This window comes from Paroceanicella profunda (assembly GCF_005887635.2).
GTDB lineage: Bacteria > Pseudomonadota > Alphaproteobacteria > Rhodobacterales > Rhodobacteraceae > Paroceanicella > Paroceanicella profunda.
Genome location: NZ_CP040818.1, coordinates 2,280,972 through 2,298,035, shown reverse-complemented (window position 1 = coordinate 2,298,035; position 17,064 = coordinate 2,280,972). Strand labels below are relative to the sequence as shown.

Genomic DNA, 17,064 nt, shown 5'->3' with positions numbered 1-17,064 from the left:
TTCGCCCCCCGTCCGTGCCCGCCCCGTCCTTGCGGACCCCGCCTTCGGCCGCGCGGCGCGGGCTCAGCCGTCGCCGAGCAGCTATGCGATGCGGCCCGTCAGCGCGGCCATCACGCCGGGCGACGTGGCGTCGAGCACACGTATAGACATGCACTGGCCGCTGCCTGCTCCGGGCAGCCGGTACGGCTCGAACCGTGTTTCGAACACCTCGACCATCCCCTCCGCCCGGAGCAGGCGGACGGTCGGGAGATATCCCGGCCCAGCCTGCTGCGGCGGAATACCGGCGGCCTCCGGCAACCGGGCGCCTGCGCGCGCACGCCGGCAGGGGGCGTATCCGCGGCGCGGGGCATCCGGCCGATGTTCTCGGGAGTTGGCGTCGCCCTCTCCGGCTCCTCGTTGCGTCTCGCCTTGCACGCTTGGCATACCACCTTTGCACGAGTGGCAATCTGCGCCTTTCTCGGCTGGCGCAAAGACTATATAGAGCCTAGCAATACAGTCCTGCGGGGAGGAGCCCCGCGCAATTGACGGGAGCGAAAGATGGCAGTGAAGGTCGCAATCAACGGATTCGGTCGCATCGGGCGCAATGTGCTGCGCGCGATCGTCGAGTCGGGCCGGACCGATATCGAAGTCGTGGCGATCAACGATCTCGGGCCGGTGGAGACCAACGCCCATCTGATGCGCTACGACAGTGTTCACGGCCGGTTCCCCGGCACGGTGACCGTCGACGGCGATACGATGGATGTGGGCCGTGGCCCGATCAAGGTGACCGCGATCCGCGATCCGAAGGACCTGCCCTGGGGCGACGTGGACGTGGCGCTGGAGTGCACCGGCATCTTCACCGACAAGGCGAAGGCCGCCCTGCACCTGGAGAACGGCTCGAAGAAGGTTCTGGTCTCGGCACCCGCCTCCGGCGCGGACAAGACCATCGTCTTCGGCGTGAACGACAAGACGCTGACCGCCGAGGACAAGGTGGTCTCCAACGCGTCCTGCACCACCAACTGCCTCTCGCCCGTGGTCTACGTGCTCGACAAGGCCATCGGGATCGAGAAGGGGTTCATGACCACGATCCATTCCTACACCGGTGACCAGCCGACGCTCGACACCATGCACAAGGATCTCTACCGCGGCCGCGCCGCCGCGCTGTCGATGATCCCGACCTCGACCGGTGCCGCGAAGGCCGTGGGCCTGGTGCTGCCGGAGCTCAACGGCAAGCTCGACGGTGTCGCGATCCGCGTGCCGACGCCGAACGTCTCGGTGGTCGACCTCACCTTCATCGCGTCGCGCGAAACGTCCGTGGAAGAGATCAACGCCGCGATCAAGGAGGCCGCCGAGGGCGAGCTGAAGGGCATCCTCGGCTACACCACCGAGCCGCTGGTGTCCTCGGACTTCAACCATGATCCGCATTCCTCGGTGTTCCACATGGACCAGACCAAGGTGATGGAGGGCACCATGTGCCGCATCCTGACCTGGTACGACAATGAGTGGGGCTTCTCCAACCGCATGGGCGACACCGCCGTCGCCATGGGCAAGCTCTGAGACCGACCGGCCGGCCGGGGGATCGCCTCCGGCCGGCCACCGCCCGCCACAGCGCGGGCCCACGCGCCGCTGCGGACGGCCATGCACGCGCCGGGGCCCCGCCCCCGTGACGCCCGAGCCGCCGGCCCGCATCCCCGACCCTGGAGAGACAAGATGGCCTGGAAAACGCTCGACGACATGGATTTCGCCGGCAAGCGCGCCCTCGTGCGCGTTGACATCAACGTGCCGGTCGAGGCCGGCCGCGTGACCGACACCACCCGCATCGACCGCGTCGTGCCCACGGTGAAGGACATTCTCGCCAAGGGCGGCCGGGTGCTGCTGCTGGCGCATTTCGGCCGGCCGAAGGGCAAGGTGGTGCCGGAAATGTCGCTGAAGGTGACCGTGCCGGCGCTGGCAGCCGCCCTGGGCCAGCCGGTGGTCTTCTCCGATGACGGCACCGCCGACGGCGCGGTGGTGCTGATGGAGAACACCCGCTTCCACCCCGGCGAGGAGAAGAACGACCCGGATTTCGCCGCCGCCCTGGCGAAGCTGGGCGACATCTACGTGAACGACGCCTTCTCCGCCGCCCACCGCGCCCATGCCTCCACCGAGGCGATCGCCCGGCTGCTGCCGGCTTGCGCCGGCCGGCTGATGGCCGAGGAGCTGGGCGCGCTGGAGAAGGCCCTCGCCCACCCGGTGCACCCGGTGGTGGCTGTGGTGGGGGGCGCCAAGGTCTCCACCAAGCTCGATCTGCTGGGCAACCTGCTCTCGAAGGTCGATGCCATCGTGATCGGCGGCGGCATGGCCAACACCTTCCTCGCCGCCCAGGGCAAGCCGGTGGGCAAGTCGCTCTGCGAGCATGACCTCGCCGCCACCGCGCGCGAGATCATGGAGCGGGCGCAGGCGCAGGGCTGCGAGCTGGTGCTGCCCGTCGACGTGGTGGTGGCGCGCGAGTTCAAGGCCGGCGCCGAGTGCGAGACCGTGGCCGCCGACGCCTGCCCGGAGGACGCGATGATCCTCGATGCCGGTTCCCAGTCGGTCGCCGAGGTGGCGGAGCGCTTCAACGCCGCGAAGACGCTGGTGTGGAACGGCCCGCTCGGCGCCTTCGAGATCCCGCCCTTCAACGCCGCGACCGATGCGGCGGCGCTGCACGCGGCCGAGCTCACCGTGGAGGGCAAGCTGCTCTCCGTCGCCGGTGGCGGCGACACGGTGGCGGCGCTGAACAGCTCCGGCGCGGCGGCGAAGTTCTCCTATGTCTCCACCGCCGGCGGCGCCTTCCTCGAATGGCTGGAGGGCAAGACCCTGCCCGGCGTGGCCGCTCTCGAGGGCTGACTTCCCGGCACCCGGGGCCGCGCACCGGCCCCGGGGCACCTCGCCCGTCCGACCCGCGACCACCATCGCCCCCGCGCCGGCCTTGCCCGGCACGGGGAGGCTGAGACGGATGGTCGGCCCTCAGGCTCAGGCTCAGGCTCAGGCTCAGGCTCAGGCTCAGGCTCAGGCTCAGATCCAGAAGATCCGGATCGCCGCCAGCGCCACCACGAACCCCACCAGCGTCACCGGCCAGCCGGCCCGGGCGAAATCGGCGAAGCGGTAATGCGCGATGCCGAAGGCCAGCGTGTTGTTGTGATGTCCGAAGGGCGTGACAAAATCCAGCGAGGCGCCCAGCGACACCGCGATCAGCAGCGGCTCCGGCGGCACATGCGCGATGCGCGACAGCTCCAGCGCGATGGGCGCGAACACCACCGCCGTGGCGGAATTGTTCACGAAGGGCGTGACGAGGATCGCCAGCCCCAGCAGCGCCGCGGTGAGCGGCAGCGCCCCCGCCCCGGGCAGTGCCGTGCCGATCATCCCGGCCAGCTCGCGCGCCGCACCGTTGGCCGCCACCGCCTCGCCGAGCGGGATCATCGCCGCCAGCAGGATGAGGATCGGCCAGTTGATCTCCGCCAGCGCCGCGCGTAGGTCCAGCGCCCGGGCGAGGCAGAGCACCAGCACGACCGCCCCCAGCGCCACCGGAACCGGCAGCAGGCCGAGGGCGGAGACCACGATGCCGGCGGCGAACACCGGCACCGGCAGCCGGGCGTGCGAGCGCGGCTGCGCCCGCGGCAGCGGCGAGACCTGCAGGGCGCCCGCTTCCTCCAGCGCGTCGCGGATCGCGCCGGGACGGCCGCGCAGGAACAGCACGTCCCCGATCCCGAGGCGGATGTCGGCCAGCCGCCCCTCGATGCGCGGCGTCTCGACGGCCAGCGCCTCGATGGCGATGTCGCGCTCGGCGAAGCTCTCCAGCGTGGCGATGCGCGCGCCCACCAGCAGGCTCTGCGGCATGACCACGGCCTCCGCCCAGCCGTCCGGCCCCGGCGCCCCGGCGGGCGCGCCCGGGCCCGGCAGCCGCAGCCAGCCGGCCGCCAGCCCCTGCTCCAGCCGCTCCAGCGCGGCATCGGCCAGCAGCAGGTCTCCGGCCAGAAGGGGCGTGTCGCCGCGCAGCGGGAACAGGCGCCGGTCCGCGCGCAGCACGGCGTGAACCTGGCCGGAGAGCGCCGCCCCGGCCTGGGCCACCGTAGCCGGCCCGGCCTCCGTGGGCGCGAAGCGCAGCTCGCTCACCACCTGGCGGGGCGTGGCCTCGGTGCCCCCGCCCTGCTCGGTGTCCGGCACGCGGGGCCTGCGCCACAGGATGACCGCGAGACCGGCCAGCGCCACGCACAGCCCGACGGGCGCGAAGTCGAAGAAGCCGAAGCCCCGGCCGCGCTCGGAGGCGAGCGCAGCACTCACCACCAGGTTCGCCGGTGTGCCGATGGCCGAGCACAGCCCGCCGAGCAGCGTGGCGAAGGACAGCGGCATCAGCAGCAGGCGCGGGTCCCTCCCCCGGGCCTGGGCCACTTCGAGCGCGACGGGGAGCATCAGCGCGAAGGCCCCGATATTGTTCATGAAAACCGACAGCCCGGCGCCGAGGCCGCAGAGTGCGGCCAGCAGGCCCGTGTCGCCCGGCATGCGCGCGTCGATCCAGCGCGCCGCGCTGTCGAGCAGCCGGGTGCGCGCCAGCGCCCGCACGATGAGCAGGATCTCGATCACCGTCACCACCGCCGGGTTCGAGAAGCCGGAGAAGACCTCACCCGGCGCGACGAACCCGGCCGCCACCGCGACGGCAAGCCCGCACAGCGCCACGATCTCGATGCGCCAGCGGTCGAGGGCGAAGACCGCCAGCAAGGCGATGAGGAGGAGGAGAAGTCCGATCTGCTCGAAGGTCACCGGCTTACCCGTGCTTTGCGGGGCGCGATCGCGGCGCCCCGAAGCGCGAGCATGCCCCATTCGCACAGCGGGTGAAACGGGGATCTGCGCCAGACGCCCCGCCAGTCTGCCCGGCGGTGCCGGGAGCAGTCTGACGGGGCGCGCCCGGCCCCCGCACCCGGGATGTGCCGGAGGGGGCCGGCGGTGCGGGGGCCCGGAGGGGGAGCAGCGGCCGGGCCGGCCCGGGTCAGGCCGTGCGCACCGCGGCGCGCAGGGCAACGAGGTCGCGCAGCGTTTCCGCGGCGCGGGCGGTCTGCTCGAGGATCTCCGGCACGCCGGTGATCTCGAACAGGCTGCCCTGGCCCAGCGGGCCGATGGCGAACAGGCCCGACAGGTCGTCATCCGGCGACCAGGCCCGGCCGTCCGGCGCCACCTTCAGCCCGATGCCGAGCTGGTCCGGCACGGCGAGCCCGTCGCGGATCAGCCCCTGCAGCAGCGGCGCGCTCAGGTCCGGGCGGTGGCCGGAGCAGTCGAACACCAGGTCCGCCAGCACCGTTTCCGGGGCCGTGGCGCCACGCCAGACCACTTCCAGCCGGGCCGGCACACCGGGCAGCGCCGAGACGACGCGCCCGGCCCTGTGGCAGGTCTCGTCGCGCTCGAACTCCGCCATCATCCGCGCGTACTGCCCGGCCGGCAGCCGGTGGCGATGCGCGTCCCAGATCCGGCGCAGATGGCGCATGAAGCGGCTGCGGTCGGCCACCGAGAGCGTGCGCCAGATGTCCTGCGCGAAGGGGCGCAGGCGGTTGATCTCGCCCTGCCAGGGCCGGCCTTCGGCATCGGCCCGGGCCACGGCGCGGCGCAGCTCGGAGTAGAGCACGTTCAGCGAGACACCGTCGGTCACCTGCCAGGCCGGCGGGCGCACCGAGAGCGGCGCATGCGGCTGGGGCATCAGCCCGCGCCGCGAGATCACCGTGATGAGGGCGCGCGAGCCCATGGAGCGCAGGCGCAGCAGGGTGTCGACCATCGAGAGGCCGGAGCCGACGATGGCGATATGCCCGGCGTTCTCCAGCTCCACCGAGTTGATGGCGGCGAAGGGCGAGCGGCCGAAGCGGCCCTGCGCATCGCCGTAGCCGGTGGCGAGCACCACCGCCTCCACCCCCACACCCAGCCCGGAGACGAGGTCGACCCGGAATCCGCCGCCCGGGCGGCGGACGATGCCGATCGCCTCCTCGCGGATGGTCTCCACCGTCACGTGCGCAGAGCGGGTGACGAGGTCGTCGAAGCGCCGGCGCAGGTAGTCGGAGAAGGCGGCCCGGGGGGCGAAGCGCTCTCCGGCGGCGACGAGGTCCTCACGGGTGGGGCTGCCACCCGAGGTGAACCCGGCGAGCCAGTCGGCGAAATCGCCCGGCTGGCTGGCCAGCAGCCCGAGGTCGCGGGCGCGGACGTTCAGCAGCTCGCCCGCATGGGCGCGGCCGAAGGCGAGCCCGCCGGCGCGGGCGTCGCTGCCCTCGATCATCACGATATGCAGCCGGTGATCGACCGCCTCGATGAGGGCGGCGGCCATCGCCATGCCGGAGAACCCGGCGCCGATGATCGCGATGCGGCCTTCCTGGCGGCGGGCGACCATTGCGTTCACCCGGGCCATGGCGCGTTCTCTCACGTCAAGCATATTTCACCTCCAGGGGGCGAAGCCCCGTGTCCGCGGCGGGCTCGGGATAGAGCCGCCAGTTGGTGGGACGGAACGTGATCCTGTCGCCGGCGGTCACCTGCTCGCCGGCGGGAATGTCGATCTCGACCCGTTCCCCTTCCGTGTCGAGCGCCAGCTCGACACGGCGCAGCCCCCCGACCCGGCGGTACGAGACCACCGTGCCGGACAGCCCCTCTCCCGGAGAGACGATCCGGGAGATCTCATGCGGCCGGAAATAGAGCGTGGACTCGCCCCGCCCGTAGGCGCGCAGGCCCGTGGGCCGACCCGCGTGGCGGATGATCCCGTCGCCGATTCCGACCGGAAGCTGCACGGATTCGCCGATGAACCCATGCACGAAGGCCGAGGCCGGCGCGTCATGGATCTCGTCCGGCGTGCCGATCTGCTCGATGCGGCCCTGGCTCATCACCACCACCCGGTCGGCAAGCTCCATCGCCTCCTCCTGGTCATGGGTGACGAAGATGGTGGTGTGGCCGGTGCGGTCATGCACCTCGCGCAGCCAGCGGCGCAGGTCGCGGCGCACCTGGGCGTCGAGCGCGCCGAAGGGCTCGTCGAGCAGCAGCACCCGCGGCTCGATCGCCAGAGCCCGGGCCAGGGCCACGCGCTGGCGCTGGCCGCCCGACAGCTGGGCCGGATAGCGGCCGCCGAGGCCCGGAAGCTGCACGAAGTCGAGCAGTTCCAGCGCCCTGCGCCGGGTTTCCGACGCGGTGGGCCGGCTGCCGCGCGGCCGCACCGTGAGGCCGAAGCTCACGTTCTCCAGCACCGTCATGTGGCGGAACAGCGCGTAATGCTGGAACACGAAGCCCACGCGGCGGTCCTGCACCGGGCGGCGGGCGGCGTCCTCTTCCCCGAAGAGGACCTGGCCCGAGGAGGGCGTCTCCAGCCCGGCGATGAGCCGCAGCAGCGTGGTCTTGCCGGAGCCCGAGGGCCCGAGCAGGGCGATGAGTTCCCCCGAGCGGATGTCGAGCGACAGCTCGTGCAGGGCCGCCGTGGTGCCGAATTCCTTGGCGATGTTGCGCAGGCGAACGTCCATGTCCGGTCTCCTTTCCAGAGCGGGGGGTCAGTGCTTGCGGCTGGCGGCGAGCGCCGCGCCGTAGCGGATTTCGAGCAGGGTCTTCACCGTGAGGGTGACCAGCGCGAGGCAGGCGAGCAGCGAGGCCACGGCGAAGGCGGCGACGAAATTGTATTCGTTGTAGAGGATCTCCACATGCAGCGGCATGGTGTTGGTCTCGCCCCGGATGTGGCCGGAGACCACCGAAACCGCGCCGAATTCCCCCATCGCCCGGGCGGTGCACAGCAGCACGCCATAGAGCAGCCCCCAGCGGATGTTGGGCAGGGTGACACGCACGAAGGTCTTCCAGCCGGAGGCGCCGAGGCTCAGCGCCGCCTCCTCCTCCGTCGTTCCCTGGTCCTGCATCAGCGGGATCAGCTCACGGGCCACGAAGGGGAAGGTGACGAAGATCGTCGCCAGGACGATGCCCGGCACCGCGAAGAGGATCTCCACCCCATGCGCCGCCAGCCAGGGCCCGATCAGGCTGCCCGAGCCGAAGAGCAGCACGTAGACCAGGCCCGAGATCACCGGCGAGACCGAGAACGGCAGGTCGATGAAGCTGATCAGCAACGCCTTGCCGTGGAACTCGAATTTCGCGATCGCCCAGGCCGCGGCCACGCCGAACACCACGTTGAGCGGCACCGCGATGGCCGTCACCGTGAGGGTGAGCCACATGGCCGAGAGCGCGTCCGGCTCGGCGAGCGCGGCAAGCCAGGCCCCGGGGCCCTGCCGGAACGCCTCGGTGAACACGGAGGCGAGCGGCAGCGCGAGGAACAGCGCCAGGAAGGCCAGGGCGGTGAGCATCAGTGCGCGGCGGGCCCAGGGCGCCTCGCTGGTCGGCGCCGGAAGGGCGCGTGTGTCAGACGGCATGACCATACCTCTTGCGGCTGCGGGCCTGAACCCAGTTGATGAGCAGGAGCATGGAGAAGGAGATCGCCAGCATCATCGCCGCGATTGCGGTGGCAGCCGGGTAATTGAACTCCTCCAGGCGGATCACGATCAGCAGCGGCGCGATTTCCGAGGCATAGGGGATGTTGCCGGCGATGAAGATCACCGAACCGTATTCCCCCACCCCGCGTGCCAGCGCGAGCGCGAAACCGGTGAGCAGCGCGGGCGCGAGCGAGGGCAGCAACACCCGCGCCACGGTCTGCCAGCGCCGGGCGCCGAGCGTGGCAGAGGCTTCCTCGACCTCGCGGTCGATCTCCTCCATCACCGGCTGCACGGTGCGCACCACGAAGGGCAGGCCGACGAAGATCAGCGCCAGCACGATGCCCGCCTGGGTGTAGCTGAGGCGCAGGCCCAGCGGGCTCAGCAGCGACCCCACCCAGCCGTTCGGGGCATAGAGCGCGGTGAGGGCGATGCCCGCGACGGCGGTGGGCAGCGCGAAGGGCAGGTCCACCAGCGCGTCGACCACCCGGCGGCCGGGGAAGCGGTAGCGCACCAGCACCCAGGCCACCAGCGTGCCGAACACCAGGTTCACGCTCGCCGCGAAGAAGGCGCTGGAGAAGCTGATCCACAGCGCCGACAGCGTGCGCCGGTCCAGCGCCAGGTCGGCGAAGCGTTCCCAGCCCAGGGAGGCCGACTGCCAGAAGATCCCCGACAGCGGAACCAGGATCATCAGCACCAGCCAGCCGAGGGTGATGGCCATCGCCAGCCGGAAGCCGGGGATCACGCCCGGTTTGCGGAAGCGCCAGGCAGGGGCATGGACGGGGCGAGCGAGCATGCTCAGTTCCCCTCCGCATAGATCTTGTCGAAGATGCCGCCATCGGCGAAATGCACCTCCTGGATCTGCTTCCAGGACCCGAACACGTCCTCCACCTTCACGCGCTCCAGCTCCGGGAACCGGGCCATGTCGGCCGGATCCGCGAGGTCCGGCTCGGCGGGGCGGTAGAAGTTCTTCGCGGCGAGGCTCTGCCCCTCGGCGGAATAGAGATACTCCAGATAGGCTTCCGCCAGCTTGCGGGTGCCCTTCGCGTCGACGTTCCTGTCGACCAGCGCCACCGGCGGTTCCGCCAGCACGCTGACGGTGGGCACAACGATCTCGAACGCGTCCGGCCCCAGCTCCTCGAGCGAGAGATAGGCCTCGTTCTCCCAGGCCAGCAGAACGTCGCCGATGCCGCGCTGCACGAAGGTGGTCGTCGCGCCGCGCGCGCCGGTGTCGAGCACCGGGACATGACGGTAGAGCGCGGAGACGAACTTGCGTGCGGAGTCCTCGGTGCCCCCCGGCGCCTTCAGGGCGTGGATCCAGGCCGCGAGGTAGTTCCAGCGCGCGCCACCCGACGTTTTCGGATTCGGCGTGATCACCTCCACCCCGTCGGCGAGGAGATCGTCCCAGTCCTTGATTCCCTTGGGGTTTCCCTTGCGCACCAGGAACACGATGGTCGAGGTGTAGGGCGCGCTGGCATGCGGCAGGCGGCTCTGCCAGTCCGGCGCGATGCGTCCGGTCATCTCCACGATCTGGTCGATGTCCGCGGAGAGCGCCAGCGTGACGACATCCGCCTCCAGCCCCTCGATCACCGCGCGGGCCTGCTTGCCCGAACCGCCGTGGGACATGCGCACGGTCACGTCCTCGCCGGTTTCCTGCTGCCAGTGCGCGGCAAAGGCGGCGTTGAAGGCCTGGTAGAATTCCCGGGTCGGGTCATAGGAGACATTGAGCAGCGTGCTCTGCGCGCCGGCGGCGCCGAGGGCCGAGCCGAAGCTCGGCGCCAGCGCCGGGGCAAGGCCGGTGAAGGCGAGGCTGAGCGCCGCGCCGGCCAGAAGGGTTCGTCTTGAGCAGGTCATTCGGGCCTCCCGTGTTGGATGCCCTTTAACTCTACCTACTAGGTCGTGTTAGTCAACTAAAACAATGCAACCCTGCCGTGAACATGGCAAGCCCTTGAAACTTCAGGAAGCCTGGTGAATTTCCGGCAGCGCCACGCCGCCCGAGATGGCGTCGGCGATGGTCACGGTGTCGAGAACCTGGCGGCTCGCCTCGGCCACCCGGGCGAAGACGTGGCGAATCTCGCATTCGCCCTCGTCCACGCAGCTGTCGCATTTGCGATAGGCCATGCGGCTGAGGCAGGGCAGCGGCGCGATCGGCCCGTCGATGATGCGCAGCACGGCGCCGAAGGTGATCTCCTCCGCGCTCTTGAGCAGCAGGTAGCCGCCCGCCTTGCCGCGCCGGCTGATCACCACGCCCTGGTGCTTGAGGTCGAGCAGGATCTGTTCGAGGAATTTCTTCGGGATACGCTGAGCCTCGGCAATGTCGCCGATCAGCAGCGCTTCATCGGGCTCCGCGCGCGCCAGTGCGATCAGCGCGCGCAGGGCATACTGGGCCTTCTGGGAAATCATCGGCGCCTCCGCCCTGCCGGTCCGGCGCGACAGGCGCCGGACACTTTCAGTCTCCCAAATCTCTATGGGACGAGTCGTCTCATACGCCCGTTCGGCAATTTCCGCAACGCGCAACACGGGTCAGGCAAGATCGCGCACGTCGCACAGCGCCACGGAGCCGAAGGCCTCGCCCAGCAGGTAGGACACCATGACGGCAGCAGTGTCCTGCGGTCGGGCCAGCGCGCCGCTCTCCTTGAGCGAGACGAAATTCTCCCGCAGCACGAACTGCTCCTCCGAGGTGCCACGGATGATGGCCTGCATGTCCGTGTCCACCACGCCCGGGGCCATGCTGGCGATGCGAAGCCCGGGAACGGCATCCTGCGCCACGGTGAGGGCGTGATGGTCGAGCGCCGCCTTGGTGGCACAATACACGCTCCACCCGGCATAGGGCTTGCGCCCTGCCCCGCTGGAGACATGCAGGATGCGCCGGTTCGCCGAACCCATCGTCGCGGCAATGAACGCCTCGCTGAGCAGCAGAGGCACGGTCACGTTCAGCGCCACCGCCTGCGCAACGGATGCCGGAGCCAGCGTGCCCGCCGGCCCGATCGGCTCCACCGTGCCGGCGTTGTTGATCAGCATCACAGGCCCCTCACCCCCCTCGAGGAAGGCAGCCAGCCCGCCAGCCCCAGCCCAGGCGGTCACCGCCTGCGCGTCCGAGAGATCGAGCGCCGCCTCCCGGAACCGTTCCGGGTACTGCGCCGCGAGCCCCGCCGCGCTGCCGCGGGCCAGCCCCAGCACCTTCGCCCCCTGCCCCAGCAGCTCCGCCGCCAATGCGGCCCCCAGGCCGCGGGAATGCCCCGTAATGATCGCCTTCATGCGCTGTTCCCCCTCGCATCTGCCGCCGCGCGCACCGCGGCCTCACCTGCTCATAGCGCATGGATGGCGGGCTTGGCACCCCCGGCGGCCCGAGCAGATCGACCGCCCGTCGCGGCCGGGGCCCGGGATTGACCGATTGGCGAGCCGAACAGGACGCGTGGCAACCTTGTTCGCAGCCGCCACCTTTGGGCGTCGCCTTCGGCCCCTCGGTGTGGCCCTTCGGACAATACATCTGCCCGAGCATGTGAATATGGCAGGCCCCTGGTGCAACTGCGAGACCGTCAGTAAGCGTTACAAAGAGCCCCCTAAAGGGTCTATTCCCCGCTTCCCTTCGGCACCCTATATTGGCGTACGCCAATACGGGAGCGCGAAAATCGGTTGTGATCGTCCCTTTACAACCGCTCGATCGAACAGAGGGCTTTCCTAGCGAGATCGATCACACGGCAACTGGGATGCCTGCGAACTAGCTTGGTGCGCTCTCAGTCGCCGACTAGCAGCAGATACACCCGCATTCGGCCCACAACCGCCGGATACTCTTCCACGTTTGAGATCTCTGGCTCATGCTCGATAGTAGCGAAATAGGACTGATGTGTCTGAACGCGGCTCAGGAAACCGCGCATGATGTCGCTAAAGGCGAGCTTGTTTGGAGTGTCGAAGCCGCGCCTTACACCGGCTGCAAGGCAGTCAATGACAGAGACCGGCGTAGCCGTTCCGTCTGCGATGGCAGGTATCTCGCTTGCCGTGCGCGCGACCAGACCGGCAGCGAATGAAAGGCTGAGCGGCACTAGCTGAGAGACTAGCTCACGGGCGCGCGGGCAAACCACTTTTTCAGCGGGGTCGTCGCCGAGTTGTCTTTCGATTTCGCGCAAGGGTTCGCCGCGTAGCCAGGCCAGAATCCCGGGTCCGAGGTTTCTCACGGCATCGGCCGTGAGCCGTCCGTCCTTCTTGTTTCCAGTAGCCCCGAGAATTGCTCTACCATCACGGATCAGAATAGCATCGCGCGCATCCTGATCCTCTGCGAGCCATTTGATGATCCAGGACGTCCAGTCGAGTATTGTCTGGGGTAGCTGTTCAATCTGATCTTCGATCCTTTGCCGGAGCGATTTGAGTATGCCGAGCGGCGCGCCGCTCTGGGTGGCAAGCTCCGCTAGGACCTGATCGTTGGCCTCTTTCGCTCTCTCGCCAATAAGCTCGTTCAGTTTCGCGACTTTCGCATCGAACTCAGCCTTCCTATTGATCCTCTTGGCCGTGAAGGCCGCCAGTGACCGTCCTATCGAAAAACGCGTTGTTGCCTCGGTTTCTGCGCCTTCAGGCGAGACCGCAGTAGCCAAGCGGTTCAGGGCATACTCGACATCGGGGTCGGCAGCAGCCGCCACGTTAATGCGATCAAGAATTGTCTGCAGGGGATCGCTCAGCGACAGGCAGCGGTCGTCCTCAGGCAGTACTGACTTCAGTTTGTCGAGCACTCCTGGAATGAAGGGGCTACCGCGCCTGAACTGAAGCACGGCTTCAGGGATCAGCAGTACGATGCCGTTGGCGAGGTGACCGGCGCGCCCTGCACTGGCCGCTGCATTCAGTATCTCGTGCGCCTCCAGGTCCTCGCGCCCTCCTTCATCCGGGTCGCTACGCTTGTCCCCGGCAAGAATGGCAATATGAGCCGGAAGGTTGAGCCCCTGCGCCAGCGTCGGTGTGGCGACGATGACTTTTGCCCCGTCGGCACGGCGGAACAAGCGTTCTGCCAGATCGCGCTCCAGCCTGAGCATCAGCGCATTGTGGGGCACAGCAGCGGCGGGCCCGGGCAAGATTGCGTGTTCCAGACCGCCGAGCTCAATCTCCAGCGCCTTCCATCTTTCTTCTTCATCTTGCGTTTGCTCTGGCGGGTCACCCAAAAGCGCCGAGATTTCACGAGCAGTAGACGCGGCAATATCCTTGCGGTTGACGAAGACGATGCCTTTCACGCCGTTGCGAGCAGCAGCAGCCGCAACTTGCGCGGCAACCTTATTTACATTCGGCGTCAGATAGATCTGAACCATCCCTCTTGAGCTTACCGGTTAACGTGACCGGCGCATCGGATATGGCCGTCAGGGTGCAGCTTGGCGCTGCGCCAGCCAGCCAGTTGTGCTGAAGTCCAAAGAGAGCATGCGGCGGACATTGTAGCGCCTCAGCGGCCGGTTTGCGCAGGTTCTTTGCGCGCTTGTTCTTTCGGGCATCCTCCGCGCGCTGAACGGCAATCGCGTTACGTTTCATCTGAGCGATGGCGGCACTCTCATACAGCAGGACGCCGCGCGCTTGTCGGCTCGGCTTCCAAAGCGGATCGGCAAAAACACAGGTTCGACCGGTAAGCTCTTCAATCCACTCTGCGAATGCAGCGCCATTTTCAAGCATCGCAGAAAGAAAAAGGAAGTCGGCTTCCGGTGCGATGCTGTTGAAGGCAAGGACACAGAACATTCCGTCCAGCGCTCGGCAGAGACTCGATACGGGGCTGAGGAGATGACATTCATCAAAGACCAGCAGCCCCACGTTATCAAAAGCCTCTGGCGAGTATGACAGAAGCGCAAGACAGCGCTCCGGCGTCATGACCTCGATGCTTTCGAAGTTGGTGCCGGAAGCGAACAAGCGGTCGAAATCGCTCGATACAACAGAACCTTCCAGAGATTCCGGGAAGACCTTCTGCAGATCGTCGGTGAGCTGATCCACGAGCGCGTGAGTTGGAGCGACGAACACAACCGACTTGCCGCTTGCGAGCACAGCAGCAATCTTCAGGCAAGAGAGCGTCGTTTTTCCCGCGCCGGTCGGCAGAATTGGTCTTGCCCCACTGAAGTGGTCCACCCCTTGGGATAGTTTATCCCGTATCACGGAGGACTACGACGATGGCAGGCAAACGAGAGAAGCCCGAAGACATCATAACGAAGCTGCTGTTGGATGTCACTGAGAACTGACCCAGCAGCGATAGGAAATGTCACTGAGAATTGACCCATGTGGAACCCTCCCCCTGACGAGATTTGTCGGGGGTCATTGGAGTGATCGACATGGATTTTTTGAGCGTCATTCGACGGTGGGCACTGCGGGACAAGATGCCCATCCGCGAGATTTCGCGGCGGACTGGACTGTCCCGAAATACGATCAGGCGTTACCTGCGTGCCGGGATCGTCGAGCCCAAGTTCAAGGCACCATCGAGGCCGAGCAAGCTCGACCCGTACGCGGAGAAGCTGTCGGGCTGGTTGCTGGCCGAACAGCGCAAATCGCGCAAAGAGCGGCGGACGGCGAAACAGATGCACGCGGATCTGGTTCAGCTGGGGTTCGATGGGTCCTACGAGCGGGTCTCAGCCTTTGTCCGAGCCTGGAAATCGGACCGGCAGCGCGCGCAGAACACGACGGATCGCGGGACATTCGTGCCTCTGGTGTTCAAGCCGGGCGAGGCCTTCCAATTCGATTGGAGCGAAGACTACGCGATCGTCGGGGGTGAACGGACCAAGCTGCAGGTCGCACACATCAAGCTGTCGCACAGCCGCGTGTTCCTGGTCAGGGCATATTTGCTGCAGACACACGAGATGCTGTTCGACGCGCATTGGCATGCGTTCAGAATCTTCGAAGGCGTGCCGGGCCGCGGGATCTACGACAATATGCGCACGGCGGTGGACCGCGTGGGCGTCGGCAAAAAGCGCGATGTAAATGCGCGCTTCATGGCGATGACCAGCCACTACGTGTTCGAACCCGACTTTTGCAATCCGGCGGCGGGATGGGAAAAGGGCCAGGTCGAGAAGAACGTCCGCGATGCGCGCAGCAGGATGTGGCAGGTGATGCCCACCTTCCCTGATCTCGATGCGCTGAACTGCTGGCTGGAAGAACGGTGCAAGGCGCTGTGGGCCGAAACCGCACATGGCGGTTTGCCCGGCAGCATCGCAGACGTCTGGCAAGCGGAGAAGCCCTCGCTGATGCCGTTGCCCACCGCGTTCGACGGTTATGTCGAGCAAAGCAAGCGGGTGTCCCCAACCTGCCTCGTCACGTTTGATCGCAATCGCTACTCCGTGCCTGCCAGCTTTGCGAACCGGCCAGTCAGCCTGCACATCTACCCCGAAAGGCTGGTTGTCGTTGCTGAAGGGCATGTCGTCTGCGAGCACCAGCGCATCATTGAAAGGTCGCATCGGCAACCGGGCCGCGTCATCTATGACTGGCGGCATTACCTGGCCGTGATCCAGCGCAAGCCCGGTGCGCTGCGTAACGGCGCCCCGTTTGTTGAGATGCCGAGGGGCTTTCGTGAGCTGCAGGATCAGATGCTGCGCAGACCCGGCGGTGATCGGGAGATGGTCGACGTCCTGTCGTTGGTATTGCATCACGACGAACAGGCGGTCCTGTGCGCGGTGGACATGGCGTTGAAGGCCGGCGTGCCGACAAAGACCCACGTGCTGAACCTATTGCACAGGCTGGTGAACGGCACTTCAGTCGAGTTGCCAGACGTAACGCCGCCTCCGGCCTTGACGCTGAGCAAGGAGCCCGAGGCCAATGTTGCACGCTACGATGGGCTGCGCACATCCGGAGGCAAACGCCATGCGTCATGATCCCGCCGGAGCTGCCATCGTCATCATGCTCCGCAGTCTGAAGATGCCAGGCATGGCCCAAGCCGTGCATGACCTCATGGAACAGGGCGCGCCTGCGTTCGATGCGGCGATCCCGATCCTGTCCCAGCTGCTGAAGGCTGAAATGGCCGAACGTGAAGTGCGGTCCATCTTTTATCACATGAAGGCAGCGCGCTTCCCGGCCCACAAGGACCTGTCAGGCTTCGACTTCGCGGCCAGCGAGGTCAACGAGGCCCTCGTTCGGCAGCTTCATCGATGCGAGTTCCTCGATGCTGCCGAAAACGTGGTCCTGATTGGCGGGCCCGGCACCGGGAAAAGCCATGTGGCGACCGCCCTCGGAGTCCAGGCGATTGAGCATCACCGCAAACGCGTGCGCTTCTTCTCCACAGTCGAGCTGGTGAACGCGCTGGAACAGGAAAAGGCGCTGGGAAGGGCCGGGAAAATCGCCGAGGCGTTGGTGAAAACCGAATTGGTGATCCTCGACGAGCTCGGATACCTGCCGTTCAGCGCCTCGGGCGGCGCCTTGCTGTTCCACCTCCTCAGCAAACTTTACGAACGCACCAGCGTCGTGATCACCACGAACCTAAGCTTCAGCGAATGGGCCAGCGTCTTCGGTGACGCCAAGATGACCACGGCGCTCCTCGATCGCCTCACACACCGCTGCCACATCCTGGAAACCGGAAACGACAGTTATCGCTTCAAGGCCAGCTCCGAGACCGCGAAAAAAAAGAGGAAGGAGACGCCAATGTTGACCCCATCATGAACCGACCGACATACTGACAGGCGGGTCAAATCTCGATGACAATGCT

14 protein-coding genes are annotated in these 17,064 nt (G+C 67.4%); 4 read left to right on the top strand and 10 right to left on the bottom strand.

Annotated elements, in window-relative coordinates:
• The first annotated feature begins 537 nt into the window (after positions 1-537).
• The gene (gene gap / locus FDP22_RS10295; RefSeq protein WP_138572650.1) at positions 538-1,536 is read left to right on the top strand and encodes a type I glyceraldehyde-3-phosphate dehydrogenase; all 999 of its coding nucleotides are present in this window, start codon (positions 538-540) and stop codon (positions 1,534-1,536) included.
• A 153-nt stretch (positions 1,537-1,689) separates the two neighbouring features.
• Positions 1,690-2,847, top strand: a complete 1,158-nt coding sequence (locus FDP22_RS10290; protein WP_138572648.1) for a phosphoglycerate kinase — start codon at positions 1,690-1,692, stop codon at positions 2,845-2,847.
• A 168-nt stretch (positions 2,848-3,015) separates the two neighbouring features.
• Here FDP22_RS10290 and FDP22_RS10285 read toward each other — a convergent pair whose 3' ends face one another.
• The 10 genes from FDP22_RS10285 to FDP22_RS10240 all read right to left on the bottom strand — a co-directional run bounded on the left by FDP22_RS10285 (position 3,016) and on the right by FDP22_RS10240 (position 14,507).
• Positions 3,016-4,758: an SLC13 family permease gene (locus FDP22_RS10285; RefSeq protein WP_170317656.1), complete on the bottom strand. Its 1,743-nt coding sequence runs from the start codon at positions 4,756-4,758 to the stop codon at positions 3,016-3,018.
• A 226-nt stretch (positions 4,759-4,984) separates the two neighbouring features.
• Positions 4,985-6,406: an FAD/NAD(P)-binding protein gene (locus FDP22_RS10280; RefSeq protein ID WP_138572644.1), complete on the bottom strand. Its 1,422-nt coding sequence runs from the start codon at positions 6,404-6,406 to the stop codon at positions 4,985-4,987.
• The gene (locus FDP22_RS10275) at positions 6,399-7,475 is read right to left on the bottom strand and encodes a sulfate/molybdate ABC transporter ATP-binding protein (protein ID WP_138572642.1); all 1,077 of its coding nucleotides are present in this window, start codon (positions 7,473-7,475) and stop codon (positions 6,399-6,401) included. The genes FDP22_RS10280 and FDP22_RS10275 overlap by 8 nt, the downstream gene beginning before the upstream one ends.
• Before the next feature lie 27 nt (positions 7,476-7,502).
• A complete protein-coding gene (gene cysW / locus FDP22_RS10270; RefSeq protein ID WP_430225489.1) occupies positions 7,503-8,363 on the bottom strand; it encodes a sulfate ABC transporter permease subunit CysW in 861 nt (286 codons plus the stop codon).
• Positions 8,353-9,216: a sulfate ABC transporter permease subunit CysT gene (cysT, locus tag FDP22_RS10265; RefSeq protein ID WP_138572638.1), complete on the bottom strand. Its 864-nt coding sequence runs from the start codon at positions 9,214-9,216 to the stop codon at positions 8,353-8,355. The genes cysW and cysT overlap by 11 nt, the downstream gene beginning before the upstream one ends.
• 2 nt (positions 9,217-9,218) lie before the next feature.
• Entirely contained in the window at positions 9,219-10,274 is a 1,056-nt protein-coding gene (locus FDP22_RS10260; RefSeq protein WP_138572636.1) for a sulfate ABC transporter substrate-binding protein, read from the bottom strand.
• A gap of 102 nt (positions 10,275-10,376) precedes the next feature.
• Positions 10,377-10,823 carry an RrF2 family transcriptional regulator gene (locus FDP22_RS10255; protein WP_138572634.1) on the bottom strand — a complete coding sequence of 149 codons (447 nt, stop codon included), beginning with the start codon at positions 10,821-10,823 and terminating at the stop codon, positions 10,377-10,379.
• Positions 10,824-10,943: 120 nt separating this feature from the next.
• Entirely contained in the window at positions 10,944-11,678 is a 735-nt protein-coding gene (locus FDP22_RS10250) for an SDR family oxidoreductase (RefSeq protein ID WP_138572632.1), read from the bottom strand.
• Positions 11,679-12,157: 479 nt separating this feature from the next.
• The gene (locus tag FDP22_RS10245) at positions 12,158-13,711 is read right to left on the bottom strand and encodes a P-loop NTPase family protein (protein WP_138572630.1); all 1,554 of its coding nucleotides are present in this window, start codon (positions 13,709-13,711) and stop codon (positions 12,158-12,160) included.
• Positions 13,677-14,507 carry a DEAD/DEAH box helicase gene (locus FDP22_RS10240; RefSeq protein ID WP_170317655.1) on the bottom strand — a complete coding sequence of 277 codons (831 nt, stop codon included), beginning with the start codon at positions 14,505-14,507 and terminating at the stop codon, positions 13,677-13,679. The genes FDP22_RS10245 and FDP22_RS10240 overlap by 35 nt, the downstream gene beginning before the upstream one ends.
• A 200-nt stretch (positions 14,508-14,707) precedes the next feature.
• Between FDP22_RS10240 and istA the strand changes: the two genes are divergently transcribed.
• A complete protein-coding gene (istA, locus tag FDP22_RS10235; protein WP_143972276.1) occupies positions 14,708-16,237 on the top strand; it encodes an IS21 family transposase in 1,530 nt (509 codons plus the stop codon).
• Complete coding sequence (istB, locus tag FDP22_RS10230) at positions 16,227-17,018, top strand: IS21-like element helper ATPase IstB (RefSeq protein WP_143972228.1); 792 nt, start codon at positions 16,227-16,229, stop codon at positions 17,016-17,018. The genes istA and istB overlap by 11 nt, the downstream gene beginning before the upstream one ends.
• Positions 17,019-17,064: the final 46 nt, after the last annotated feature.